Origin of the sequence: Natronococcus pandeyae (assembly GCF_008122205.1) — an archaeon.
Taxonomy (GTDB): domain Archaea; phylum Halobacteriota; class Halobacteria; order Halobacteriales; family Natrialbaceae; genus Natronococcus; species Natronococcus pandeyae.
Map to the genome: position 1 here is coordinate 1 of NZ_PHNJ01000009.1, position 23,186 is coordinate 23,186.

26 protein-coding genes, 1 rRNA gene and 1 pseudogene are annotated in these 23,186 nt (G+C 63.3%); 12 read left to right on the top strand and 16 right to left on the bottom strand.

Translation table 11 applies throughout. The annotated features are described in order from the left end of the window. On the bottom strand, window positions 1–602 hold a 602-nt coding region (locus tag CV102_RS15795; RefSeq protein ID WP_148858981.1), incomplete at its 3' end, for a glutamine synthetase beta-grasp domain-containing protein. Window positions 603–1,357: 755 nt separating this feature from the next. On the opposite strand from CV102_RS15795, the gene CV102_RS15805 reads away from it, so the two are divergent. Next, window positions 1,358–1,711, top strand: coding sequence for a thioredoxin family protein (locus tag CV102_RS15805; RefSeq protein WP_148858983.1), 354 nt, complete (start codon window positions 1,358–1,360; stop codon window positions 1,709–1,711). A gap of 15 nt (window positions 1,712–1,726) precedes the next feature. Here CV102_RS15805 and CV102_RS15810 read toward each other — a convergent pair whose 3' ends face one another. Both CV102_RS15810 and CV102_RS15815 read right to left on the bottom strand, forming a co-directional pair. Then, window positions 1,727–1,990 (bottom strand): hypothetical protein, encoded by a 264-nt coding sequence (locus CV102_RS15810; protein WP_148858984.1) that lies wholly within the window; start codon window positions 1,988–1,990, stop codon window positions 1,727–1,729. 120 nt (window positions 1,991–2,110) lie between these two features. Beyond that, on the bottom strand, window positions 2,111–3,100 hold the full coding sequence (locus tag CV102_RS15815; protein ID WP_233710711.1) for a PGF-CTERM sorting domain-containing protein: 990 nt from the start codon (window positions 3,098–3,100) through the stop codon (window positions 2,111–2,113). Between the two features lie 356 nt (window positions 3,101–3,456). Here CV102_RS15815 and CV102_RS15820 point away from each other — a divergent pair, with 356 nt between their 5' ends. From CV102_RS15820 to CV102_RS15830, 3 genes are all read left to right on the top strand, one after another. After that, on the top strand, window positions 3,457–3,951 hold the full coding sequence (locus CV102_RS15820; protein ID WP_148858985.1) for a hypothetical protein: 495 nt from the start codon (window positions 3,457–3,459) through the stop codon (window positions 3,949–3,951). A 72-nt stretch (window positions 3,952–4,023) separates the two neighbouring features. Next, window positions 4,024–6,849, top strand: coding sequence for a DEAD/DEAH box helicase (locus CV102_RS15825; RefSeq protein WP_148858986.1), 2,826 nt, complete (start codon window positions 4,024–4,026; stop codon window positions 6,847–6,849). A gap of 65 nt (window positions 6,850–6,914) precedes the next feature. Then, on the top strand, window positions 6,915–7,676 hold the full coding sequence (locus CV102_RS15830; protein ID WP_148858987.1) for a protein sorting system archaetidylserine decarboxylase: 762 nt from the start codon (window positions 6,915–6,917) through the stop codon (window positions 7,674–7,676). 128 nt (window positions 7,677–7,804) lie between these two features. Here the strand turns inward: CV102_RS15830 and CV102_RS15835 are convergent, their stop codons facing one another. Together CV102_RS15835 and CV102_RS15840 are read right to left on the bottom strand one after the other, a co-directional pair. After that, window positions 7,805–8,227: a response regulator gene (locus CV102_RS15835; protein WP_148858988.1), complete on the bottom strand. Its 423-nt coding sequence runs from the start codon at window positions 8,225–8,227 to the stop codon at window positions 7,805–7,807. A 183-nt stretch (window positions 8,228–8,410) separates the two neighbouring features. Beyond that, window positions 8,411–10,621 (bottom strand): AAA family ATPase, encoded by a 2,211-nt coding sequence (locus CV102_RS15840; RefSeq protein ID WP_148858989.1) that lies wholly within the window; start codon window positions 10,619–10,621, stop codon window positions 8,411–8,413. A 107-nt stretch (window positions 10,622–10,728) separates the two neighbouring features. On the opposite strand from CV102_RS15840, the gene CV102_RS27035 reads away from it, so the two are divergent. Further along, complete coding sequence (locus CV102_RS27035; RefSeq protein WP_013880488.1) at window positions 10,729–10,863, top strand: DUF7128 family protein; 135 nt, start codon at window positions 10,729–10,731, stop codon at window positions 10,861–10,863. Window positions 10,864–10,881: 18 nt separating this feature from the next. On the opposite strand, the gene CV102_RS15845 is transcribed toward CV102_RS27035, so the two are convergent. Next, window positions 10,882–11,127 carry a DUF7508 domain-containing protein gene (locus tag CV102_RS15845; protein ID WP_148858990.1) on the bottom strand — a complete coding sequence of 82 codons (246 nt, stop codon included), beginning with the start codon at window positions 11,125–11,127 and terminating at the stop codon, window positions 10,882–10,884. Next, window positions 11,127–11,558: a DUF5796 family protein gene (locus CV102_RS15850; protein WP_148858991.1), complete on the bottom strand. Its 432-nt coding sequence runs from the start codon at window positions 11,556–11,558 to the stop codon at window positions 11,127–11,129. The genes CV102_RS15845 and CV102_RS15850 overlap by 1 nt, the downstream gene beginning before the upstream one ends. A 141-nt stretch (window positions 11,559–11,699) precedes the next feature. Between CV102_RS15850 and CV102_RS15855 the strand changes: the two genes are divergently transcribed. The 3 genes from CV102_RS15855 (at window position 11,700) to CV102_RS15865 (ending at window position 13,590) form a co-directional block, all read left to right on the top strand. After that, window positions 11,700–12,572 (top strand): shikimate kinase, encoded by an 873-nt coding sequence (locus CV102_RS15855; RefSeq protein WP_148858992.1) that lies wholly within the window; start codon window positions 11,700–11,702, stop codon window positions 12,570–12,572. Then, entirely contained in the window at window positions 12,569–12,895 is a 327-nt protein-coding gene (locus CV102_RS15860; protein ID WP_148858993.1) for a chorismate mutase, read from the top strand. The genes CV102_RS15855 and CV102_RS15860 overlap by 4 nt, the downstream gene beginning before the upstream one ends. 275 nt (window positions 12,896–13,170) lie before the next feature. Continuing rightward, entirely contained in the window at window positions 13,171–13,590 is a 420-nt protein-coding gene (locus tag CV102_RS15865) for a hypothetical protein (protein WP_148858994.1), read from the top strand. Between the two features lie 109 nt (window positions 13,591–13,699). Here CV102_RS15865 and CV102_RS15870 read toward each other — a convergent pair whose 3' ends face one another. Together CV102_RS15870 and CV102_RS15875 are read right to left on the bottom strand one after the other, a co-directional pair. After that, the gene (locus CV102_RS15870) at window positions 13,700–14,053 is read right to left on the bottom strand and encodes a type II toxin-antitoxin system PemK/MazF family toxin (RefSeq protein ID WP_148858995.1); all 354 of its coding nucleotides are present in this window, start codon (window positions 14,051–14,053) and stop codon (window positions 13,700–13,702) included. Then, window positions 14,050–14,289 carry a hypothetical protein gene (locus CV102_RS15875; RefSeq protein WP_148858996.1) on the bottom strand — a complete coding sequence of 80 codons (240 nt, stop codon included), beginning with the start codon at window positions 14,287–14,289 and terminating at the stop codon, window positions 14,050–14,052. The genes CV102_RS15870 and CV102_RS15875 overlap by 4 nt, the downstream gene beginning before the upstream one ends. A 227-nt stretch (window positions 14,290–14,516) precedes the next feature. Between CV102_RS15875 and CV102_RS15880 the strand changes: the two genes are divergently transcribed. After that, window positions 14,517–14,801 carry a ribbon-helix-helix domain-containing protein gene (locus tag CV102_RS15880; protein WP_148858997.1) on the top strand — a complete coding sequence of 95 codons (285 nt, stop codon included), beginning with the start codon at window positions 14,517–14,519 and terminating at the stop codon, window positions 14,799–14,801. Continuing rightward, the gene (locus tag CV102_RS15885) at window positions 14,794–15,078 is read left to right on the top strand and encodes a type II toxin-antitoxin system RelE family toxin (protein WP_148858998.1); all 285 of its coding nucleotides are present in this window, start codon (window positions 14,794–14,796) and stop codon (window positions 15,076–15,078) included. The genes CV102_RS15880 and CV102_RS15885 overlap by 8 nt, the downstream gene beginning before the upstream one ends. Before the next feature lie 110 nt (window positions 15,079–15,188). Here the strand turns inward: CV102_RS15885 and CV102_RS27240 are convergent. Then, window positions 15,189–15,275: pseudogene (locus CV102_RS27240) on the bottom strand (PIN domain nuclease); the annotation flags it as partial. A 194-nt stretch (window positions 15,276–15,469) separates the two neighbouring features. Between CV102_RS27240 and CV102_RS15895 the strand changes: the two are divergent. Continuing rightward, window positions 15,470–15,871, top strand: coding sequence for an RDD family protein (locus tag CV102_RS15895; RefSeq protein WP_148858999.1), 402 nt, complete (start codon window positions 15,470–15,472; stop codon window positions 15,869–15,871). A 47-nt stretch (window positions 15,872–15,918) separates the two neighbouring features. On the opposite strand, the gene CV102_RS15900 is transcribed toward CV102_RS15895, so the two are convergent. From CV102_RS15900 to rrf, 4 genes are all read right to left on the bottom strand, one after another. Then, complete coding sequence (locus CV102_RS15900; RefSeq protein WP_148859000.1) at window positions 15,919–17,328, bottom strand: FAD-binding oxidoreductase; 1,410 nt, start codon at window positions 17,326–17,328, stop codon at window positions 15,919–15,921. A gap of 103 nt (window positions 17,329–17,431) precedes the next feature. After that, a complete protein-coding gene (locus tag CV102_RS15905) occupies window positions 17,432–17,935 on the bottom strand; it encodes a pyridoxamine 5'-phosphate oxidase family protein (RefSeq protein ID WP_148859001.1) in 504 nt (167 codons plus the stop codon). Between the two features lie 73 nt (window positions 17,936–18,008). Then, entirely contained in the window at window positions 18,009–18,449 is a 441-nt protein-coding gene (locus tag CV102_RS15910) for an ester cyclase (protein WP_148859002.1), read from the bottom strand. Between the two features lie 392 nt (window positions 18,450–18,841). Further along, window positions 18,842–18,963: ribosomal RNA gene (gene rrf, locus CV102_RS15915) — 5S ribosomal RNA — on the bottom strand. A 187-nt stretch (window positions 18,964–19,150) separates the two neighbouring features. On the opposite strand from rrf, the gene CV102_RS15920 reads away from it, so the two are divergent. Continuing rightward, window positions 19,151–20,326 (top strand): thiolase family protein, encoded by a 1,176-nt coding sequence (locus CV102_RS15920; RefSeq protein ID WP_148859003.1) that lies wholly within the window; start codon window positions 19,151–19,153, stop codon window positions 20,324–20,326. A 38-nt stretch (window positions 20,327–20,364) separates the two neighbouring features. Here CV102_RS15920 and CV102_RS15925 read toward each other — a convergent pair whose 3' ends face one another. Both CV102_RS15925 and CV102_RS15930 read right to left on the bottom strand, forming a co-directional pair. Then, window positions 20,365–21,765, bottom strand: coding sequence for an NAD-dependent epimerase/dehydratase family protein (locus tag CV102_RS15925; protein ID WP_306438854.1), 1,401 nt, complete (start codon window positions 21,763–21,765; stop codon window positions 20,365–20,367). Window positions 21,766–21,895: 130 nt separating this feature from the next. Next, a complete protein-coding gene (locus CV102_RS15930; protein WP_148859005.1) occupies window positions 21,896–23,101 on the bottom strand; it encodes a DegT/DnrJ/EryC1/StrS family aminotransferase in 1,206 nt (401 codons plus the stop codon). Window positions 23,102–23,186: the final 85 nt, after the last annotated feature.

Genomic DNA, 23,186 nt, shown 5'->3' on the forward strand with positions numbered 1-23,186 from the left:
TCGTGTTGGCCCTCGGCGACCTCGTGGTGGCTCGCCTCGACCTCGAAGCCCATGTTCTCGAGGCCGTAGATGATGTCACGGCGAACGTCACTCGCGAGGTCCTTCGGTGCGAGGTCGAAGTAGCCGCCGTGGTCGTTGGTCTCGGTCGTCGCGTGACCGTCCTCGTCCTCCTCGAAGAGGAAGAACTCGGGTTCGGGCGCCGCGTTGACCGTATAACCCATCTCCTTGGCGCGCTCGAGGGCCTGTTTCAGCACGTAGCGCGGGTCGCCCTCGAACGGTTCGCCCGTCGAGGTGTTGATCACGTCACAAATCATCCGGGCGGCGGCACTCTCGCCGTTAGTCCGCCACGGGAGGACGGCGAACGTCTCGGGGTCGGGCTTGAGACGCATGTCCGACTCCTGGATACGCACGAAGCCCTCGATCGACGATCCGTCGAAGTAGATTCCCTCAGTAAACGCCTTCTCGGCCTGCCGTGCCGGCACGGAGACGTTCTTGACGGTCCCCAGGATGTCCGTAAACTGCAGGCGGAGGAAGTCGACGTCCTTCGCCTCGATCTGCTCCAGTACCTCTTCTTCTGCGGTGGTCAGGTTCCCATCTGACATCTTCTATTCGAGTAATCCAACGGAACCATCCATTAAAACTCTATTGCTCTGGGCGAATATACGCAGTCTGAGATAGAATTGGACGATTGTTTGCTAATGGTGCTGTTGATAGCGAGCAGGGCTGAAAGACGACCGTGAATCGACCGCGAAAAGTTGAGAACGTCTGGATCGGTCCGTTCTGACGGATCGATTCAGTAATCGTCAGATCGATCTCGAGCCGTCGCCGTTACAGCCGCTACTCCGGCGTCGAAGCTCGCTCGCCAGACGGAGACTGACGTTCGGAGGACTCGACTCCACGCGGCGGTGGGTCGCGGCCCCCTCCCGGAATCGGTATCCGCTGGTCGCTCGGTAATGACGGTGTTACAATCGGGACAGACGTACGCGACGGAGTGCGCCCGCACGTCGCGAATCCAGTCACCCTCGACGGGACTCGCGTGTTCGCATTCCAGGCAGTAGAGCATGGATTTCCCTCGCTCGGGTGTCTCGGAGTCGTGACTGGCGGGTGGACTCATTATCTGTCTATAGGAGGGCACAACATAAAGCACCTTTTATGGATGATTGTTGTTCGTACGTTCTATGCGCGTGCTACACTAACATATTACACTTTTACCGTATCTCGTGATCCATGTTACAGTCTTACCGGGAGATAACTTCTAGATGACCAGTCGGGTTTCGTGACGGAGGTCGGCGTCGACTGCCATCTCGAACGGTCGTTCGGGCACTACTGGTTTCCGACCGTGGGCCGTACCTGGGCTATGGACGCTCGAACCGCAAAACCGACACGACTCGAGGACGGTGAGGACCTCGACGAGTTCGTCGAGCGAAACGACCTCGCGCTCGTCGAGTTCTACACCAAAGGCTGTGAGCGGTGTAATGCGATGGAGCCGGTACTCGGAAACGTTGCGCGCGTAACGGACGTCGCTATCGGGCTACTCAACCCCGGTAACGACATCACGCTCGTCGATCGGTTCGATATCAGGTCCGTTCCGACGCTCGTGCTCTTCGAGGACGGCTCCGAAATCGGTCGGACGGCAGAGGGATTCCAGGGAACGGAGGCCGTCGTCTCCTTCGTGAACGACCACGCGCCCGAGGCCATCGAAGCGGAGTAACGACCGGAAGAACGGTTACTCGTCGTCGGACTCGAGGTCGCTCGGATCGAGGTCGCCAGCGAGGTACCGCTCGCCCTGCTCGCTGATGTCGTACATTCCGGTCGCGTGTTTCGTCACGAGGCCGTGATCGGTGAGTTCCCGGCATCGGTAGGCCACGTGGGGAACGCGGGGCTCGACCTGCTCGGCGATCTGATCGGGCATGAAGATGTCCTCGTCCTGTAGCAACTCGAGGATTTCGTCGTCCACGGGATCCATCCATTCGGCACTGTTGTCGGTCATGTCTCTCTATCGGCGTTCGCGTTCAGTAAATGGCACGGAGTCGCGGTAGCTGAGACCGTTGGTTGCACTCGAGGGAGCCGAGGTCCACCATCGTTCACTCGGCTCCGCTCGACCCGCCGATCAGCGTCGATACCTGGCGAGCAGCGCCAGCGACAGGGCGACCACGGCCGCCACGGCGCCGAACCCGGGCACGTCGTCCGCTTCGTCGTCCGACTCACCGGTCGGATCGTCGTCGTCCTGGACCGTACTGTTCTCCGCATCCGACGATTCGGATTCCGTCGACGTACCGTCGTCGTTCTGGTCGGTAGTGGTATCGTCGTCCTGATCGGTGACGTTCTCGCCGTTTCCGATCTCACCAGCCTCGCCGCCCGTTAGCTGGAGAACGACGACCGCCTGTCCATGTGAGGCGTCCGCCTCGTACGTCCAGCCGCCGGCATCCTCGTGGGGGACCGCGTCTTCGATCGGATCGACGTCGGTGTCCCAGGCGTCGTGTGCCTGCTGGACGTAGCCGACGACCTCGATTCGGTCGGCGTGCTCGCCGTCGACCTCGACTTCACCGTACGACACAGTCTCGTCCTCGGGCAAGCCGTGCCACTCGATGCAGTGCGAGTCCAGGTAACCGTCTCCCTGGGGCAGGTCGGACCTCGTCCCGAACTGGTCGGCGTCGAGCGGTCGCTCGTAGTTGTCCGTCAGCGGGTAGTCGACGACCATCGGATCCGCGTGGGTGTGCCACCCGATCGTGTCTCCGGTCGGTACCGTGACGGTCGTGTTCGGAACGGTTTCGCCGACGACCGGCTCCCCCGCCTCGTTGAGCAGTGTGACACAGATTTTCCCGGAGCCCTCGCCGAGATACGGAGACCGGTACTCGTCGCGCGGGTTGATGTAGCTGATCCAGCTCCCATCGTTCGCCGCCGCTTCGAAGTACGGATCTCCCGGCTCCGGAACGGGTTCGGTGTAGGCCTCTTCGGAGACGGCGGAACCGGTGCTCGCCATCGTTGCCCCGACGACCGCGGGGCCGACGAGGAGACCAACCGCAAGGAGTCCGGCGACCACGGCGAGGACAGCGGCGACGGCGGCGCGGCCGTCCGGGTGGGTAGTTGCACGGGCCACGGTTCACACCCTGACGACAACCGTCTCGCAGTCGTTCTCCGCCGAAGGGGTTCGCAGTGGCTCTGTCGTGACCGTCCGTCGGCGCACGATCGGCGCTTCGCGAACTGTCTCGTCTCGAGTTATTCGATCCGATGATTGTCTCGAACCTGTACTATTCATTCGAGTGTACCGCCGAGGGGATGGGTGTATACTATACGGGGCCTACTCGACGACAGGTGGCATCTACCGACTATACGAAATCGGACAGGGGGCCGTTTCGATCCAACAATGACCGCCAAACGCGAGGACGATCACGCCGGTCGAGACTTGCTTTCGCACACCGAACGAACTTACTAGTGCCGTGTGTAGCGGGTCTAATGGACTTTCGACCCGCCGACAGCGACCAAACCAGTTCGAGGGAAGGGGCGACGAACTCGCTCGTCGGGACGTTTCGAATCGGGCAGCTCGCCCGTCTCGCGATCGTCGGGGTTGCTTTCGTCGTCCTCATGGATCTCGTCGTCCGGTATCTCGAGTCGATCGGACCGGCGGCCACGGTCGACGACGTCAGAAAGCAGCGTGGCAGATCCACGCCGAAGGAGCAGACACGGATCGAGATCGGTCCGTCCGACGAGACCGCGAGGACCGATTCGACGACCGAAGCCGACGGAACCGACGCCGAAAGCGAGCGGGACGAAGCGGTCGACGACGAACAGACGAACGTGGACCTGACCGACGAGGAACGCCCGCCCGACGAGATCGACGAGCGGGCGGAATCCGACGTCCAGGACGAACCGGCGACGCCGGGGGAGATGACGATCGACGAAGACGTCGCCGACGAACTTCAGGAGCAGGACGACGCCGAGGAGGAGTAACGGTGCAGCCTCCGGGTCGCGGTCCGAACCGAGAACGTGGCGCTTATCCGCCGTTCGCCCATAGTCGTCTCGATGACTGAGGGAGACGTCGCCGCCTTTACGCACCTCGGTGCGACGGTTCGCGGGGCGCTTTCTGAACGCGGTTTCTCGACGCCGACAGCGCCACAGCGACTCGCGATTCCGCCGCTGTCGGCCGGCGAGAACACGCTCGTGATCGCTCCGACCGGGAGTGGTAAGACCGAGACGGCGATGTTGCCCGTCTTCGACCACCTGGTGAACGAGCAGCCGGACGGCTTCGGCGCGCTCTACGTTACCCCGTTGCGGGCGCTCAACCGTGACATGCGCGAACGCCTCGAGTGGTGGGGCGAGTACCTGGGTCTCGAGGTCGACGTCCGCCACGGCGATACGACCCAGTACCAGCGGGGCAAGCAGGCCGAGAATCCGCCGGACATCCTCGTGACGACACCCGAGACGCTGCAGGCAATGCTCACCGGCGAACGACTTCGGGAGGCCCTCGAAGACGTCTCTCACGTCGTAATCGACGAGGTCCACGAACTCGCGGCCTCGAAACGGGGGGCACAGCTCTCCGTCGGACTCGAGCGTCTCCACGACCTCGCCGGCGGGATGCAGCGGATCGGACTCTCGGCGACCGTCGGCGACCCCGAGGCCGTGGGTCAGTTCCTCACCGGCGGCCGTGCCTGCGAGATTCGAGAGATCGACGTCGGTAGCAACGTCGACGTCACCGTCCGCAGCCCGGAGATACTCGAGGAGGACGAGGACCTCGCCGGCAAACTCGTCACCGATGCCTCGACGGCCAGTCACGTCCGGCTGATCCGGGATCTCGTCGCGGAACACGAGTCGACGCTGATCTTCGTCAACACCCGCCAGACCGCCGAGGCACTCGGCTCGCGGTTTACCGAACTCGACCTGCCGATCGGGATCCACCACGGCTCGCTCTCGAAGGAGGCCCGGATCGATGTCGAGGACCGGTTCAAGGCCGGCGAACTCGAGGGACTGCTGTGTACTTCCTCGATGGAACTGGGCATCGACGTCGGACGGGTCGACCACGTTATCCAGTACCAGAGCCCCCGACAGGTCGCCCGCCTTCTCCAGCGGATCGGCCGGGCGGGCCACCGCCAGGACGAGGTCTCGAGCGGAACGATCGTCACGACCCGCCCGGACGACACGTTCGAGGCGCTCGCGATCGCGCGCCGCGCTCGAGACGGCGAGGTCGAACCGGCGAGGATCCACGAGGGGAGCCTCGACGTGGTCGCGAATCAGCTCCCGGCGATCGTTCAGAGCCGCGGCGATACCCACGTCCGCGAGGCCATCGAGACGATCACGCGTGCATACCCGTTCAGAAACGTCACCGAGGAGACGATCCGTGATATCGTCGGGGAACTGCACCGAAACCGAATCCTCTGGTTCGACGAGGCCGACGACCGAATCGAGACCACCGGCGGCACCTGGCAGTACGTCTACGCGAACCTCTCGATGATCCCCGACGAGGAGACCTACGAGGTTCACGACATCGCGTCGGGCTCCCAGATCGGGACCTTGGACGAACAGTTCGTCGTCAACTTCGCCCAGCCGGGCGAGGTGTTCATCCAGCGCGGCGAGATGTGGCGCATCGCCGAGATCGACGACGACGAGGGGAAAGTAAAGGTCAGTCCGATCGAGGACCCCGCCGGTGAGGTCCCATCGTGGATCGGTCAGGAGATTCCCGTCCCGGCCGCGGTCGCCGGCGAGGTCGGCGAGATTCGAGGTGTGGCGGAGCCGCAGCTGTCGGCCGGGATCGACGCCGCCGCGGTCGGCCGCGAGTTCGCGGGCCGCTATCCGGCCGACGAGCACACCCTCACCGAGGCCTGCTCACAGCTCGAGGACCAGGTCGATGCCGAGTCGCCGATGCCGACGGCCGACCGGCTGGTCCTCGAACGACAGGGGCGGTCGATCGTCCTCAACGCCTGTTTCGGCCACAAGACGAACGAGACGCTCGGACGCGTCCTGTCGGCGCTTCTCGGCCAGCAGGCCGGCTCGTCCGTGGGTCTCGAGACGGACCCCTATCGGATCGAACTCGAGGTTCCGAACTCGATCGCGACGAGCGACGTGCTCGAAATCCTCGAGGAGACCGACCCCGATCACGTCGAAACGATCGTCGAACTCGGACTCAAGGGCTCCGACGCGCTCGCCTTCCGGCTCGCGCAGGTGTCCGCGAAGTTCGGCACGCTCAAGCGCTGGCAGGGGTCGGGCCGGATGTCGAACGAGCGACTGCTCTCGGCGCTCGAGGAGACCCCGATGTACGACGAGGCGATCCGCGAGGTGTTCCACGAGGATCTGGACGTCGAACGCGCGAGTCGCGTCCTCGAGAGGCTCCAGTCGGGCGACCTCGAACTGGGTACTCACCGCGGCCGGACGCCCGTCGGGATGGGCGGTCGTTCGTCGGGGAAGGAGCTGCTGGCTCCCGAGAACGCGGACGCCAGCGTCATCGAGACGGTCAAAGACCGAATTCGAGACGACCGCGTCATCCTGCTGTGTACCCACTGCCACGAGTGGAAGGTGAAAACGAAGGTCCGACGCGTCGCCGACCAGCCGGAGTGTCCCGAGTGCGGTTCGACCCGGATTGCGTCGCTGAACCCGTGGGCCGACGAGGTCGTCAAGGCGGTCCGCGCCGAGGAGAAGGACGAAGAACAGGAGGAGATGACCGAGCGCGCCTTCAAGAGCGCGAGTCTCGTCCAGAGCCACGGGAAGCAGGCCGTCGTCGCGATGGCCGCCCGCGGCGTCGGCCCGCACAACGCGGCCCTGATCATCAGCAAACTCCGGGAGAACGAGGAGGACTTCTACCGGGATATCCTCTCGAAGGAGCGCGAGTACGCTCGTACCCAGTCGTTCTGGGATTGACGCTCGTCTCCCCGCCTGTCGATCCTACCGTAACGTCAATACGATTCGCTCGCGTGGAATTTGGTATGAACTTCGCTCCGGGGGCCTGGAAGTACGCCATCGTCCCCCTGCTGGCAGCGCCGTTCGCGCTGCTATACAGTGTCGCGGCTAGCTTCGTCGCGCTCGTCGTCGGAGCCGCAGCGCTCGCGTTCTTCCGCGATCCGGACCGAACGCCGCCGCCGACCGGAGTCATCGCGCCCGCCGACGGGACGGTCTCGGTCCTCCGCGAGGAGGGCGACCGCGTCCGTCTCGGGATCTTCATGAACGTCTGGCACGTCCACGTCGTTCGCGCGCCGTTTTCGGGCACGGTCACCGACGTCGAACACGTCTCCGGCGCGAACCGCCCCGCGTTCTCGAAGGAGTCGGACCGCAACGAGCGCGTACACGTCGAGTTCGAGACAGAGTCGCCACAGCTGCCGGATCTGGCGGTCGAGGACGGCGACGAGATGGTCTCGAGCGACGGATCCTCGTCCACACCGGTTGCGGCCGCAGCGACCGTCACCTTCATCGCCGGCGCGTTCGCCCGCCGCATCTTCCCCTACGTCGAACCCGGCGAGGAACTCGAGCGCGGCCAGCGTCTCGGCCACATCGCCTTCGGGAGCCGCGTCGACCTGCTCTTTCCCCCCAGCGTCGACAGGGCGGACATCGCCGTCGAGAAGGGAGACTCGACGACCGCCGGCGAGACGGTCGTGCTCGAGCCGTCCGAGGGTGCGTTGCTCGATACGGGGCTCGACGACTCGCTCGAGCGCGAATCCGACGACACCGACACCGCCGCCGACGCCTCCTAACAAAAGTACTCGCGTCGTCCCGTCGCTTCCCAATTTTCTCGTCGCGGAGCGCTGCTTTTCACGACGGACACCCTCGAGAAGACGTCGCGGTACGTACCAGAGGGGTGCATATTGGTACCGGGTTCTGGTTAGACGCGACTCTGATCGAAGGAGAGTTCTTCGACGATCCTGGTGAGGTCGTCTGGCTCGATCGGTTTCAGGACGTACGCGTCCGCCTGCGGATTTTCCGATTTTAGGTCGTTTAGTTCCGGTTGTATACTCGTTAGAACGACCACTGGAATCTGTTTGAGGCTCTCGTCGCTCTTTAGTTCCGTCAGTATCTCCTCCCCGCTCTTTTTGGGGAAATGCCAATCGAGAAAGATCGCATTCGGACGAGGTGCGTCGGCGTAATCGCCACGCTGATAGAGGAAGTCCAGCGCCTCGATACCGTCGTTAGCAACGTAGTAGGCGCCGTACAAATTCGCTTCTCTGAATATCTCCTTTGTGAGACGAACATCGCCTGGGTTATCCTCAATTAAAAGGATTTCCCCCACATACTTTGGTTCACTCACAACGTATTGTTTCCCTGTCTGGTTATAAATCCTATTTTAATACCACTTGAGTCTCATCTCTGTTTACTAATAATCCGTCGCTCAGTGAGGGCGATCACCGACACAGCGACAGGGTCCTGTACTCGTGGCCCGGCAGTGTCTGCAACAGAGCTACTTCAAACGATCGTGGACGAACCGATCGACTCAGCCGGAAGCGTCCGTCTGCTCGCGCGCCTCCTCGAGGTGGCGCCGCTCGATGACGACCTCGTCGGCCCGCTCGTTGGCCTCGTCGGGTTCGTAGGCGTCCGCGACCTCGCGAATCGCCTTCATCGAGGCCGTTCGGATGAGCGCCTCGAGGTCGGCGCCGGTGTAGCCCTCGAGTTCGGCCGCCAGCGAGGAGAGGTCGACGTCCTCGGCCAGGGGTTTGTCACCGGCGTGGACCGCGAGGATCTTCTCGCGGGCCTCGAGGTCGGGTTCGCCGACGAGGACGTGGGTGTCGAGGCGGCCGGGCCGGAGTAAGGCCGGGTCGATCTGGTCCTTGCGGTTCGTCGCGGCCAGCACGACGAGGTTCGGGTTCTCTCGCATCCCGTCGAGTTCGGTCAGCAGCTGTGAGACGACGCGCTCGGTGACCTCGTGGCCCTCGCCGCGGGCGGCCGTGATGGCGTCGATCTCGTCGAAGAAGACGATCGACGGGGCGGCCTGGCGGGCGCGCTCGAACACCTTGCGGATCGCCTTCTCGCTCTCGCCGACGTAGCGGTCGACGATCTCGGGGCCGTCGACGCGCACGAAATTGACGTCCGTCTCCCCCGCGAGTGCGCGGGCGAGCAGCGTCTTCCCCGTGCCGGGTGGACCGTGCAACAACACGCCCGACGGGGGCTCGGTGTTGGTCTGCTCGAAGAGCCGATCGTAGGTGAGCGGCCACTCGACCGATTCCCGAAGCGTGGCTTTGGCGCCCTCGAGGCCGCCGACGTCCGTGAAGTCGGTCTCTGGCGACTCCGCGACGTACTCGCGCATCGCCGAGGGTTCGACGGACGCGAGCGCGGTGTCGAAGTGGGACCTGGTGACCGTCGGCTCGCGGTTCCACTCCTCGCGGTCGTCGGCGTCGGCCGGCCGCTCCCGGATCGCGGCCATCGCAGCCTCGCTCGCGACGGCGTCTAAGTCCGCGCCGACGAAGCCGTGGGTCCGCCGGGCGATCGTCTCAATGTTGACGTCGTCCGCGAGGGGCATGCCGCGGGTGTGGACCTCGAGGATCTCCTTGCGGCCCGACTCGTCGGGGACGCCGATCTGGATCTCGCGGTCGAACCGCCCCCCGCGGCGCAGTGCGGGGTCGATCGCGTCGACCCGATTCGTGGCGCCGATGACGATCACTTCTCCGCGAGCGTCGAGGCCGTCCATCAGGGTCAGGAGCTGCCCGACGATTCGGTTCTCGGCATCGCTATCGTCGCCGCGGGCACCGGCGATGGAGTCGATCTCGTCGAAGAAGACGATCGTCGGCGCGTTCTCCCGGGCGCGGTCGAACACCTCGCGGAGTTGCTCCTCGGACTCGCCCTTGTACTTCGACATGATCTCCGGGCCGGAGATCGTCTCGAAGGAGGCGTCGACCTCGTTCGCGACCGCGCGGGCGATCAGCGTCTTTCCCGTGCCGGGCGGCCCGTACAGCAGGACGCCGGAGGGAGGCTCGACGCCGAGTCGTCGGAACAGTTCGGGCTCCGACAGCGGCAGTTCGATCATCTCGCGGACCTGCTCGAGTTCCTCGTCCAGCCCGCCGATATCCTCGTAGGTCGGCCCCGCGGTCTGGCTGGGCTCGACGACGGGTTCCGAATCGCTGCTCCCGGCAGCGTCCCCACCAGTACTGGAGGGCTGGCTACTCGAACCGTCGTCAGCGGACGAGCTCCCGGTCTCGGGACTGGTGATCTGGACCGTCGTCGTACTGGTGATCCGCACGTCGCCGTCCGGGGTGGTGTCGACGACGGTGAACGGGTCCTGACTGACGCCCTCGATCCGGATCTGCTCGCCCGACCGGACCGGTCTGTTCCGGAGCTTCTGGGCGGCGTCGCGCTCGGCGACCTGCTGTTCGCTCGCGGCGAGCGACAGGGGTGGTGCGAGCGTGACCCGCTCCGCTTCCCTGATCGTCGAGGTGTCTTTTGATCTGACGGTGACCGTGTCGCCGACGTGGACGCCGGCGTTCGCGCGGGTGTCCCCGTCGATCTGGACGACGGTTTCCGGGACCGACGGATCGGCCGGCCACATCTTCGCGACGGTCGCCTTCGTCCCCTCGATCACGACGGTGTCGCCGCTCAACACGCCCAGTTGTCGCCGTGCCTGCTCCGGGATCCGCGCGACGCCGCGACCCGCGTCGCGTTTCTCCGCGGCTCGAACCGACAGTCGAACTCCGTTCGCATCCGACCCACTCATACGGAGTCCTTTCCGGCGGGCAGTCTTGAGAATTGTCCTCGAGTCGCCGGCCTCCCTCGGCCCCTGCCAGAGAAACGCCTTTGGGGATCCGTGTCGCACCGTTTGCCATGGTGGTCCAGACCGAACGGGACGACGCCACCTGGTACGAATGTGAAACCTGTGGCCTCCTCTTCGACGAGAAGTCCGACGCCACGGAACACGAGAAACACTGCGACGGAAGCGACCCGTCTTACATTCAGTAACCCGAACGAACCGCCGTGCTACTCGAACCGGTCGCGGTGGTCGGCCGCGAGTTCTCGAGCCTGGTCCAGGGTATGCGTCTCGGTCCAGCGAACGCGCTCGCCGTCCCCGTAGGCCAGCGCCGTCTTGAGTTCGTCGCGCAACACCCCGTGATCGACCGACAGAACCGTCCCCGAGCCGTCGCCGAGTTCGTAGACACCGGGCCGATCCGGTGCGCGCGCGACCGCGTCCCGGTCGAGATCGCGCCAGGGCTTTTGCAGCGGCATCAGGCCGCCTCCTCGACGAGTTCGTAGGCGTGCTCGCTCATCTCGTCCTCTGCGAAGACGAAGACGCGACCGTCGACGACCGAGAGGTCGGCCTCGACGCGGATCGAGTACGCGGTCGTCGAGACGGTTACGCCGGGAAACAGCACCTCCTCGTCGTCTCCCTCGAGCATCACGCGGCCGACGCCGGTCGACTCGAGGATGTCGTCGTGGGTGTTTCGGTCGTTGACGTAGGTCATGACGCCCTCGAGACCGTCGGGGTCGGTGACGAGAACGTGGACCTCCTTCCCGGGCGGGGTCTTTATCGCCCTTTCGACGGGTTCGGGCGGGCCGTGGTAGAAGACGTCCCGGCCGTCGAGGTACTCGACGACGACGCCACCCTCCACGAGGTCGACGCCGATCGTGCTGGGTGCGACGTTGTTACGTTGGCTCATACGCACCGGTTCGAACGGACCGGAGAAAAACCGTGTGCTCTGCCAGCGGCGTTCGCTCGCGGCTCTCCGCGCTCGACGTGGACACCCCACTACTCGCCGTGACCGCCAGCGGTAAATAGACCCCGCGACAGAGAGGTGGGTATGGATGGCCGGGCTGTAGCTCCGGCGGCCGGAACTGTGCTGAACGCGCTCGCGACCGGTCGCGGATCGGCGTTCGCGATCGACCTCGAGACGACCGCGACCGTCGAACTCACGACCGACGGCGAGGTCGACGGCACCATCGCGGACCAGCCGGACGCCGACGCAACACTCATCGAGCGCTGTGCAGCACTGACGATCGACGAGTACGCCGAGAGCGCGGGGCTGACGTCGACCAACGTCGGCGCTCGCGTGCGGACGGACAGCGAGGTCCCGATGGCCTCGGGTCTGAAGAGTTCCAGCGCCGCGGCGAACGCGACGGTGCTCGCGACGCTCGACGCGCTCGAGATTCGTGACGCCGTCGACCGCATCGACGCGTGTTGCCTCGGCGTCCGGGCGGCCCGCGAGGCGGGCGTGACGGTGACCGGCGCGTTCGACGACGCCAGCGCGAGCATGCTCGGCGGCGTCACCGTCACCGACAACACTACCGACGAACTGCTCGCCCGCGAGCCGGTGGAGTGGGACGTACTCGTCTACACGCCGCCGGAACAGTCCTACAGCGCCGACGCCGACACCTCGGCCTGTGAGCGGATCGCACCGATGGCCGATCTCGTCGAGGAACTCGCCCTCGAGGGCCGGTACGGCGAGGCGATGACGGTCAACGGCTTCGCCTTCTGCGGCGCACTCGAGTTCTCGACGGGACCGATGGTCGAGGCGCTCCCCGACGTGACGGGCGTCTCGCTCTCGGGAACGGGACCGAGCTACGTCGCCGTCGGGGACCGGACGACGCTCGAGGACGTCCGGGACCGGTGGGACGACCGCGACGGAACGACACGAATACTGACGACGCGAACCGACGGAACACGAACGATATGAACGCAAACGAGACCGACACCGACGAGAGCGAGACGACGGAGCGAGCACCGGAGGAGATGAACCTCGACGAACTGCGCGAGGAAATTCAGACGATCGACCGCGAGATCGTCGAACTGATCGCCCAGCGCACCTACGTCGCGGATACGATCGCGGCGGTCAAAGACGAGAAGGGGTTGCCGACGACCGACGAGAAACAGGAAGAACAGGTGATGGAGCGCGCGGGGCGAAACGCGGAGCAGTTCGACGTCGACGCGAATCTCGTGAAGGCGATCTTCCGTCTCCTGATCGAACTGAACAAGGTTGAACAAAGAGATAGTAGATAGCACTAAGTAGGTTTCTGAGCGCGTGTACCAGCCGAACAGCGCTCAGAAATCTTCCGGTTGCTGTTGAGTTGGTTCGTATCGAATGATTTGAGCAGTAGACCGATCACCGGAAGCTGCGGACACTACGTGTGCGAAGCTAACGCTGTCTTTTCTACCAAATACGGATATGTTAGCAGAGCGCGCTGAATAAAAGCGCAAACTGACCGAACAGGATAATTGAAATTGCTGTTTAACCTAGGAGAAAGCTTTCATGCAATCTTTTCAAGTATAATGATATGAACCGACGTACACTGCTCTCAATAGCTCCTCTCCTGACAGGCATTTCAGGGTGTATTGATAGGAGTGAGAATACTGACACCAGCGAAGAGAACGCCCAATCTGACAGAGATAACGAATCTACTACCAAAGAAGATGGATACTCATGGCAGGCAGGAACATCACTCGTGATGGTAGATGTTAACGAGGATTTCAGTGGCGAGGTTATTCTCGAAGCCGATTGTCGAGGCGAGAAATTTAACATCGAATCAGGTGATGAGTTCGGTCTTGACCGTAAGGAAGACGGTGAATCGTGTTCCTTTCGGCTTCTTCTTGACGGTGAAGAGGTATATGATGCCGGTGTTTCTGGAGCAAGTCGATATAGCTTGTTGGTTGAGAAGGATGGTGAAATAACGGAAGATGGAATAGAAGTCATTTGATTGGTAGTGAGTCTGCCCACTGTATCCAACACGGTATTCTTGGAATCTGTCAGAGAGGTTGGGCACTGCTCCGTTACCTCCTTGACCTATACTGATCACAGCAGATACGTCAGTCTAGCCCGAGACTCAGTTTCAACGCTTCGTCCACCGCCTCCATCGTCTCTGTGTCGAGACTCCCAAGCACCGAGTGAATCCGGTTGTCGATGGAGAGGACACGAATTTGATCGAGGCGAATCGAGGAATCTTTCTCGAACGGTGACTCCGCTGCTTCAACGAGAACCTCGAACGGATAGCCCCGATATGTCCCCGTCGCAGGTGCAACGATAGTCGTACTAGCATTTTTATTCCCAACATCGTTCTGGACGACTACCGCAGGGCGAGTTTTCTTCATCTCGTGCCCTTCCGCAGGATCGAGCCGAACGATAACGACGTCACCGCGACGAATTTCCGAGTCCTCGCTCATTTATCCAGTCCGTCCCACGCCTCGTCCGATGCTTCGTCCCACTCTTCTGCAACCTCTTCCGCACTCTCAGATGCCTCGCGGTACGCAGCAGCCAGTTCATCTTCGTCGGGATGGCCAGATTCTACCTCAACAACGGCGACGGTCACACGCTTGTTCGCGTACTCCGTTCCGAGATAGATTCGACCTCGGTCATCGGTCTCGTTAGTTCGTAGGTCCCGAGCATCTACTTTCGTCATGTTACCGACTTGGACCTACTGCTGGATAAGTGTTGCCCACTATTACCCACGGCAGATATTTTCTGTGACTCGTACCACGGATTTCATCTACCTGAACAAAGTAGAGCAGCGTGAGAACCGGTAGCGATTAGCACAAATTTCACGTATCTACTACTGTTTCTTCTCGTCAGTAGCTTCAGCGTCCGGACGGCGAAACATCTACAGTAACACGCACGTAATACGGGTGTATGTCCGAAGCGGCCACAAACAACGGCGACGACGAGATCGTCACGGTGAACTTCAAAGTCACACGGTCGTTTCTCGACGAAATCGAAGACACGTGGCAAGGACGAGGATTCAACAGCCGGAGCGAATTTATCCGGTATACCTTACGCGATGCCGTCGAACACCCCACGTTCGACCGCGATGAACTCGTCGCACTCCTTCAAGCGGAGGAGGATTTCCGTGAAAAACGGACGATGAGCGCCGAAGAAGCGCGCGAACGATTCGGCACTGACGACACGAATGAGTGACGACGGGTGGGCGTGGGAACTCGCATCGAAAGCACAGGACGACCTCGATGCACTCAATCCGAACGAGCAGCAACGCATTATCGACAAACTCGACGAAATCGTCGATTCTCCGTGGCGCGACCCACCAGACTATGGCGAACCGCTCCAGAACAGTCCACGCCGTAAGGTACGTATCGGTGAGTTCCGTCTCGCGGTCACTTTCCATCGAGACGAGTACCGAATGGTCGTTGCTCGAATCAAACGTCGTGGAGGCGCGTATACCGCTGACGACGACTGAGTAGATGTGCAGAAACCGGCAAAGTAGACGAAATCTGTAACATCTGTCTGGGACCTGAACAAGTTCGAGCAGCGCGAGAACCGGTAGCACGCGATAGAGATATTGCTACCTCATTCATCAGCCGGTTTTAGCGGGACTCGTTCCACCTCGATGTCTTCGTAGTCTTTCTCCGATGAGAGCACGTTCGGCGTACGTGTTATTGGATATTGTCTATTTGAATGAGTTCGAGCAACACGAGAACCGCTGAAAACCTCCTTTCCCTCGCAAAAAGCGTACCGAACCGATTAGTCGTCGGTTGTATCGACGCCCATCAGTTCGTTCGCGGGGCACTTTCGAGTCGGTCACCGACGAGTCGAAAACTATCTTACCACCGTCTTTCAAGCGTTCTAATATGACGACACAGCTGACAAATCACGCCTCGCTTCTCGAGCGCGGATTCGCCTACATCGTCGACGGAATCGTCCTTTTCATCGGCGTGGTCATCGTCGTGCTCGCTCTCGCTCCGGTTCTCGGCGAGGGCGCACAGCTCGTCGCACTTCCGATCGTCGCGACGTACTACATCTACTCAGAAGCGACGTGGGGACAAACGCCCGGGAAAATGGTTCTCGGTATCCGCGTCGTACAGACGAACGGAACCGAGTGTGGATGGGGAGGGTCGATTCTCCGCAATCTGACGAAGCTACTCGGCGGGACGCTGATCGCGACGCTCGTTGCAATCGTTCTGATTCTGGTGACGGACGACTGCCAGCGGGTCGGCGACCTGCTCGCAGACACGACCGTCGTCACCTCCTGATCGCCGCCCGACTTCGCGTCCGCGTGAGGGAGTTCGCGCTCGAGCGCTCAGTCGCCTGATCCCGCCATCGGTGGCTCGACGTTCTGGTTCACCCGGAACAGGTTCGCTGGGTCGTACTCGGTTTTCACCTCGACCAGTCTGTCGTAGTTCTCGCCGTAGGCGTTGTGCTCGTGACCCTCGCGTTCGCCCTCGAAGTTGACGTACGTGCCGCCGGTCGCATCCTCGGCGAGCGCGTCGTGACACGCTCGCACCCACGCGATGCACTCCTCGTCCATCGCCGGATCCTCCCAGCGTGCGCCGGGAGTGATGATGAACTCGGTTTCGCGGTGCGGATAGGCGGTCGCGTCCGGCGCAACGTCGTTGATGACACCGCCGACCTGGTGGATGAGGATCTCGGACTGTGGCGTCGGTGCTCTCTCGGCGTACTCGACGACGGCGTCGAGTGTCGTATCGGTTAGCTCCATGTAATTGTGCGACTTCCAGTAGTTGCGTGCACCCGGCGGGAGCAGGTCGTCGAACGTGCGCTGGGCCATCGCGTACGGAACCGGCGCGACGGCGTCGGCGATGGGGTCGCCGTACTCACGGAACGGTTGGAGCACGCGCTCGCCCTCCTCGAGATCGCCGACGTAGGCTTGCATGAGGACGAGAACCAGGGTCCCGTGGACGTCCTCCGAGAGGAACGGCAACGGCGGCGCGGCTATGCTATCGGCCCAGATGCAGCACTCGTTCGGCGCGTTGCGACTACCGTCGCGATAGTGGCGGAGCACGTCAGCCGCGTCCTCGTAGGGGTAGACGACCGGGCCGAACAGCACCTCCGGGCCGACCTCGTGGAGGTCGAACTCGAACGACGTAACGACCCCGAAATTACCGCTGCCGCCCCGGATCGCCCAGAACAGGTCGGGGCTCTCGTCTTCGCTCGCGGTCACTACGCTCCCGTCTGCCGTGACGATCTCGGCCGCTCGAAGGTTGTCGGCCGCGAGGCCGTACCGCCGGGAGAGCCAGCCAAAGCCGCCACCGAGCGTGAGCCCGGCGACGCCGGTCGTCGAGACGACGCCGCCTGGGGTCGCGAGACCGAACGCCTGCGTCTCGTGGTCCATGTCGCCCAGTGTCGCGCCGGGCCCCACCCGAACCGTGCGAGCCGTCGGATCGACGCGGACCTCCCTCATTCCGGAGAGATCGATCATCAGACCGCCCTCACAGACGGCGCTTCCCGCGACGCTGTGACCGCCTCCCTTTACCGAGACCAGCCGGTCGGTTTCCCGGGCGAAGTCGACCGCAGCCACGACGTCTGCCGCTCCCGTCGGGCGAGCGACGAGCTCTGGCTTTCGGTCGATCGTTCCGTTCCAGACCGTCCGCGCCTCGTCGTAGCCGTCGTTGCCCTCGCTGAGAAGCTCACCGCGGAGTCGTTCTTCGAACGCTGCCACACTGCCGTCTTCAGCCCGCTTTCCGTGCGCCATCTCGATCACGGATCTAGTAGTCGCTCCACGGGAAATAGCGCGCTAGCTATTACCAATCACATCCCTCGGACCACATCCTTCGAATCACATCATTCGAATCACATCATTCGGAGAACGTCCACCGAGTCGCATCGGTTGGATAGTCGGACCAGGCGAACACGACGTCGGGACGAACGCCGAAAAACGGCGTTCCGTGGCGGATATCGTACTTCTCCTCGTACGCCGCGTCGATCCGTTCGACGAGCGCGGAGTCTCCCGTTTCGTCATCGAGGCGCACTGCGGTCCCTTCGATAATGACGACCGCTGTCGCGCTCTCTCGATGGACCACGACCTCACTGTTCTGGGAGAGGTTCCGAACCCAGCGCGTTCGCTCGCCGCCGCCGCAGTAGAACGTTCCGTCAACCCAGACGCCCCACGTCGGCCGGACGTGTGGTCTCCCGTCGGGGCGGATCGTCGTCACCCAGTAGGAACGGTCGGAGCCCATCTTCTCTTCGACGAACGTCCACGGGAGCATTCCCTCCTCGCGCTCGGGAATGCCGTAACTCGCCTCGGTCGACGGCCGCGACCGTCGCGCTTCGTTGGCGGATCCCGAGTGATTCTGTGTCATGGGCACGGCTACGAAGGCTGAGCAGCGCTATCAACCTGGTCGGCACCGTCGGAAAACCGAACGGTGGATCGCACTACGCGATCGGCGATTCGACGACACCGAGTTGCCGAAGCATCCCGTGCATGTCCGGCTGGATCCACCGCTCGACGATCTTCCCGTCCTGAATGCGCGTGAAGACCATGTTCGATACCTCGAACTGACGGTTCGTCGGTTCTATTCCCATGAACGGTCCCTCGTGGGTCCCTCGAAGTGTGACGCGCATCGCGACGGTGTCTCCCTGGGCAACGCTCCCCTCGACGGTCGCCGAGAAGTCCGGGAACGCCTCGAGGAACCGATCGAAGTCCGCCCGGATCTCGCCTCGTCCTCGAGCGTCCCCCATCGGAAGGTGTTCCACGGCGTCTGTGGCGTACACCTCGTCGATCAACTCGAGGTTGCGCTTCGTTGCGATCTCTTCCGGAACCCGACGAGCGAGTCGCTCGTTCGCTTCGACGCTGGTGTGTGTATGTGTGGCCATGCCAATCCCTAGTAGGCCAGCAGCGACAGTAACCCTTCTCAGATCTGATAAGAATACGGAGGATCAGTATGCGTGACTCAATCGTCTTACGGGACCAATTTCCAGTCTTCTCGAATATTCGTGTACCTAGTATAACATTATACCCGATCAATACTCGAGTCCGAGGGTGTTCTCGTCTCGAGACATTCGCCATCAGAGTTGCCAGTTCGGAACAGAAACCGAGAGCGTCGTCTCGGCTATGGGATCGCTCGTTCTGGCAGTCGGACTCGCGTCTCGACTCGTTCGTCCGGCTGCCGGACAGTGAGACGTGCGAAACTCGAGTGTCGAAGCAACACTGGCGCTCCGAGGGCGGTACGGCCGCTGCTCGATCGCTAAAGGTATGAAAGTATGAGTGGAGGCGGCGAATCGGATTTCCCAGAGGCTCGCGCACTCCAGTACTCGCCGAAACGCAGGCGGGCTTATCTTCCGTGTTCGGGATGGGTACGGGAGGAACCCCGCCGCTGTGGCCGCCGTAACGCCGACCGACGGAATCGAACCGTCGTGGACACCAGCGTCGGTTACGGGCGCGACGTGATCGTTCGAATACTCCTTTCGCGGGCATCGGTTTAAGTGCACGGATTTCCGTCGACGGCGTCGAGTGCTCGAGGAGGGCGCCTCGGCGTCGGACGTAGTTTGATTACGTCACGGCTGGATCGTCGCCTATGGACGACGCAGTAATCGTCGATGCCGTCAGGACGCCGTTCGGGTCCCGGGACGGGGCCTTTCGCGACACCCACCCGCAGGATCTGGCCGCCGAACCGCTTCGGGCGCTCGAGGCCCGCAACGAATCCGTTCCCGACGTCGTCGAGGACGTGGTCTACGGCTGCGTGACCCCGGTCGGTGAGCAGGGGCTGAACGTCGGTCGGCTCGCACCGCTGGTCGCCGGCTGGGGCGACGACGTCCCCGGCGTCCAGCTGAATCGTATGTGTGGCTCCGGACAGCAGGCCGTCAACTGGGCTGCGAGCGAGATCAGAGCCGGCTTTCGTGACGCGGTCGTCGCCGGTGGCGTCGAGCACATGACTCGCGTGCCGATGGGATCGGACGGAAACGCAGAGCGCGGCGTCATCGACCAGAAGGCACTCACGGACACCTACTTCGACCACTACGACGAGGCGATCGATCAGGGCGAGTCGGCCGAACGGATCGCCGACAGGTGGGAGTTCGACAGGACCGACGTCGACGAAATCGCTCGTGATTCCCAGCAACGCTGGGCCGAGGCCTGGGAAGACGGCCGGTACGACTCTCAGATCGCTCCAGTCGATACCGAACTCGAGGGCGAGTCAATCACGGTCGAGCGCGACGAGCATCCGCGACCCGAGACGACGGTGGAAAGCCTCGGCGAGCTACCGCTCGCGTTCCGCCCCGACGGCGAGGGCGTCCACCACGCGGGGAACTCCTCCGGAATCGTCGACGGTGCGAGCGCGGTGCTCGTAACCAGCGCGGAGACGGCCGAGGCGCGCGGCTGGGAGCCGAAAGCCCGAATCGTCCAGACGGAAGTCGTCGGCGTCGACCCCGTGATGATGCTCACGGGTCCGATTCCGGCGACCGAAGGCGTCCTCGAGAAGGCGGAGATGACCGTCGGCGACATCGACCTCTTCGAGGTCAACGAGGCGTTCGCGTCGGTCGTACTGGCGTGGCTCGCGGAGACGGGCGCGCCCTGGAAACGAACGAACGTCAACGGCGGTGCGATCGCACACGGCCACCCGCTCGGTGCGACGGGCGCGGCGCTGCTGACGAAACTGGTCCACGAACTCGAGCGCCGCGGCGACCGGTACGGGCTCTGTACGATGTGTATCGGATTCGGGCAGGCGGTCGCGACGATCGTCGAGCGGGTCTGAGCCGTTCGATATCGCCGGTACCGCTCGGCTCCGCCGGGTCAGTGCATCCCGGTCGACTGCTGGCCGTCGCTCCGGGCGTCGGGAGTTGGCGTCCGTTCGTCCCGGTCGTCGAACGCGGGCGGTTCGTGCTCGTCGATCACCGCGTCCGTCTCCTCGAAGGAGGGGGCGCTCTCGAGCGTCGCGTAGTTGCTGAATCGGGTCGCGGTGTGCGCCGAAAACCCGTCGTTTTCGAAGGCCTCCCGCAGTTCGAGACAGTGATCGCGAATCGTCCGCTCGGGCTCGAACTCGAGCGCCGACCGGATCTTCTCGAACTCGACGCGGTAGCTTCGCTCGTCGGTTTGTTCCTCGTGATACTCGATCTCGGCGTCCGGGAACGCGTCCGCGACGACCGTCGCGAGTTCGTCGATTCGGTAGTTCTGTCCGTTCGAGCCGACGTTGAACACCTCGCCGGCGACGTCCTCGAGCGGCGCGGTCAGACAGTCGACGTAGGCGCGCGCGGCGTCTTCGACGTGAACGTTCGGACGGTACTGGTCACCGCCGAAGACGGGGATGACGCCCTGTTCGTGGGCCTTCGCGGGAAGGATGTTTCCGACGAGATCGAACCGCATCCGGGGCGAGCAGCCGTAGACCGTCGCCATGCGGAGGATCGTCGGCGAGAACTGCTCGCCCGCGAGGTCGCGGAGCAAGCGCTCGGACTGGATCTTCATCCGCGCGTACAGCGAGACCGGGTTGAGCGCGTCGTCTTCGGCCAGTCGGCCAGCCCCGGTCGCGCTCTTCCCGTAGACGCTGCAAGTCGAGGCGAACACGAACCGGTTGAGCTGGTGGTACTCACAGACGGACGCGAGCAGCCGCGTCGAGTGGAGGTTGTACTCGAGGGTCTTTCGCGGATCGAGTTCGGTCGCCGGATCGCCGACGATGCCGCCGAGGTGGACGACGGCGTCGACCCCCTCGATCGCATCTAGCACCGTCTCGAGCGACCGAGCGTCGCCCTGGTGGAGCGTGAACCGATCGTGATCCGCGAGCGCCGCGACGCCGGCGTCGCCGTACATGAGCGGATCCAGGACGCGAACCGCGAACCCCTCCTCGAGCAGGATTCGACAGAGCACCGAGCCGACGTAGCCGGCGCCGCCGACCACGAGCACCGTTTCGACGGCGTCCGCTCTCGAATCGGCCGTGGCCATCCCGGTTTCGATCCCACCGGCCGCCACGTCGAGATCGAGAGACGCGTCGCCGTTTGCCAGTCGTTCTGGGGGCGCGTCGACGACGGACGAAATCGGCGTTTCCGGCGTCGCGCCGTCGTACAGTTCTCGTCTGAGCCGGTCGCTCGTCACGGTGCTCACGGGTCGACGTTGTTCGTCGACGACGACGATCCCCTTCCCTTCGGATCGATCGATCCGCGCAACTGCGTCACGGATCGACGTTCCCTCCGCTGTAATCACTGGCCATCTCATAGTTACGGATGCAGCGGCACCGGTTCGTCGACCGTTCGACGACGCGGCGCAGCATAGACAGGACACCGCGATGTGTACCCTTTGTTATGCGTCGGCTGGGACGACTGTCAGTCGCTGGCTACCGTTCCGCCGGAACGTCGTGGTCGTCGAGGGACTGGCTCGTCGCTCGAGCGCTCGCCGACGTGGACGATCCGCGTTCGACCCCGTCACGAACGGCGGCGACGATACGATCGATCTCGTCGTTTCGAAGCTCCGGATGGATCGGGAGGGAGAGAACGCGTTCACTAACCTCCTCAGTTACCGGAAGGAGACCTCGTTCGTAGCCGTATCGCTCCCGGTACGCGTGCGTGAGGTGAACCGGCGGATCCCAGTACACTTTCGAGGCGATACTCCGTTCGGCTAACGTGTCGATAACGGCGTCGCGATCCACGTTCGCAGCGAACGTCACGGTAAAGAGCTGGTAGACGTGCTGATCGGAGCCGGCGGCCGCGTGCGGCTTGACGCCGGTGACGTCCGCCAGTCCCGCGGCGAGTCGCTTCGCAACCCGTCGGCGGCCCGCGATGAGTTCGTCGACCTTCTCGAGTTGCGCACAGCCGACCGAGGCCACGAGATCGGACATTCGGACGTTCGTACCGAGTTCGACGTAGTCGCCGCTCCCGGACGAACTGAAGTAGTCGTCGGAGGCGCGCCCGTGCGAGCGGAACCGCTCGAGTCGGCGGGCGAGATCGTCGTCGTCGGTGACGACGGCGCCGCCCTCTCCGGTCGGAAGAACCTTGTTCTGGCAGAAACTCAGCGTCGCCGTGTCGCCGATCGTTCCGAGCGTTCGCCCGCGGTGCTCGCTCCCGAACGCCTCGGCGGCGTCCTCGATCAGCGGAACGTTCGCGTCGGAAGCGACGTCGGCGAGGGAATCGATTCGACAGGGCGCACCGTACGGGTGAATCGGCATGATGGCGGCCGTCTCCTCGGTGACGTTCTCGACGACGGCGGCCGGATCGAGCCCGTACGTCTCCGCCTCGATGTCGGCGAACACCGGTCGCGCACCGACGAGGCGAACGGCGTTCGCCGTCGCGATGAACGTAAACGCGGGGACGATGACCTCGTCGCCCTCCCCGATTCCGTGCGCCTCGAGGGCGGCGACCAGCGCCGTCGTCCCCGAGTTGACCGTCACCGCGTGCTCGACGCCGAGATAGCTCTCGAGACCTGCTTCGAACTCCTCGATATAGGGCCCGTTGGCCCAGAACGAGCCGCGTGTGATCGAGTCGACCGCGTTCTGTACGTCTCGTTCGTCCCAGGCGATTTCGAACAACGGGATTGCATCGCTCATCGAAGAACACGTTCACGAACCTCTGAATTAAGTAGCTGCCCGCTACCCGTTCGAACGCGCCGATTTCGATCAATCGGCCGCCGCC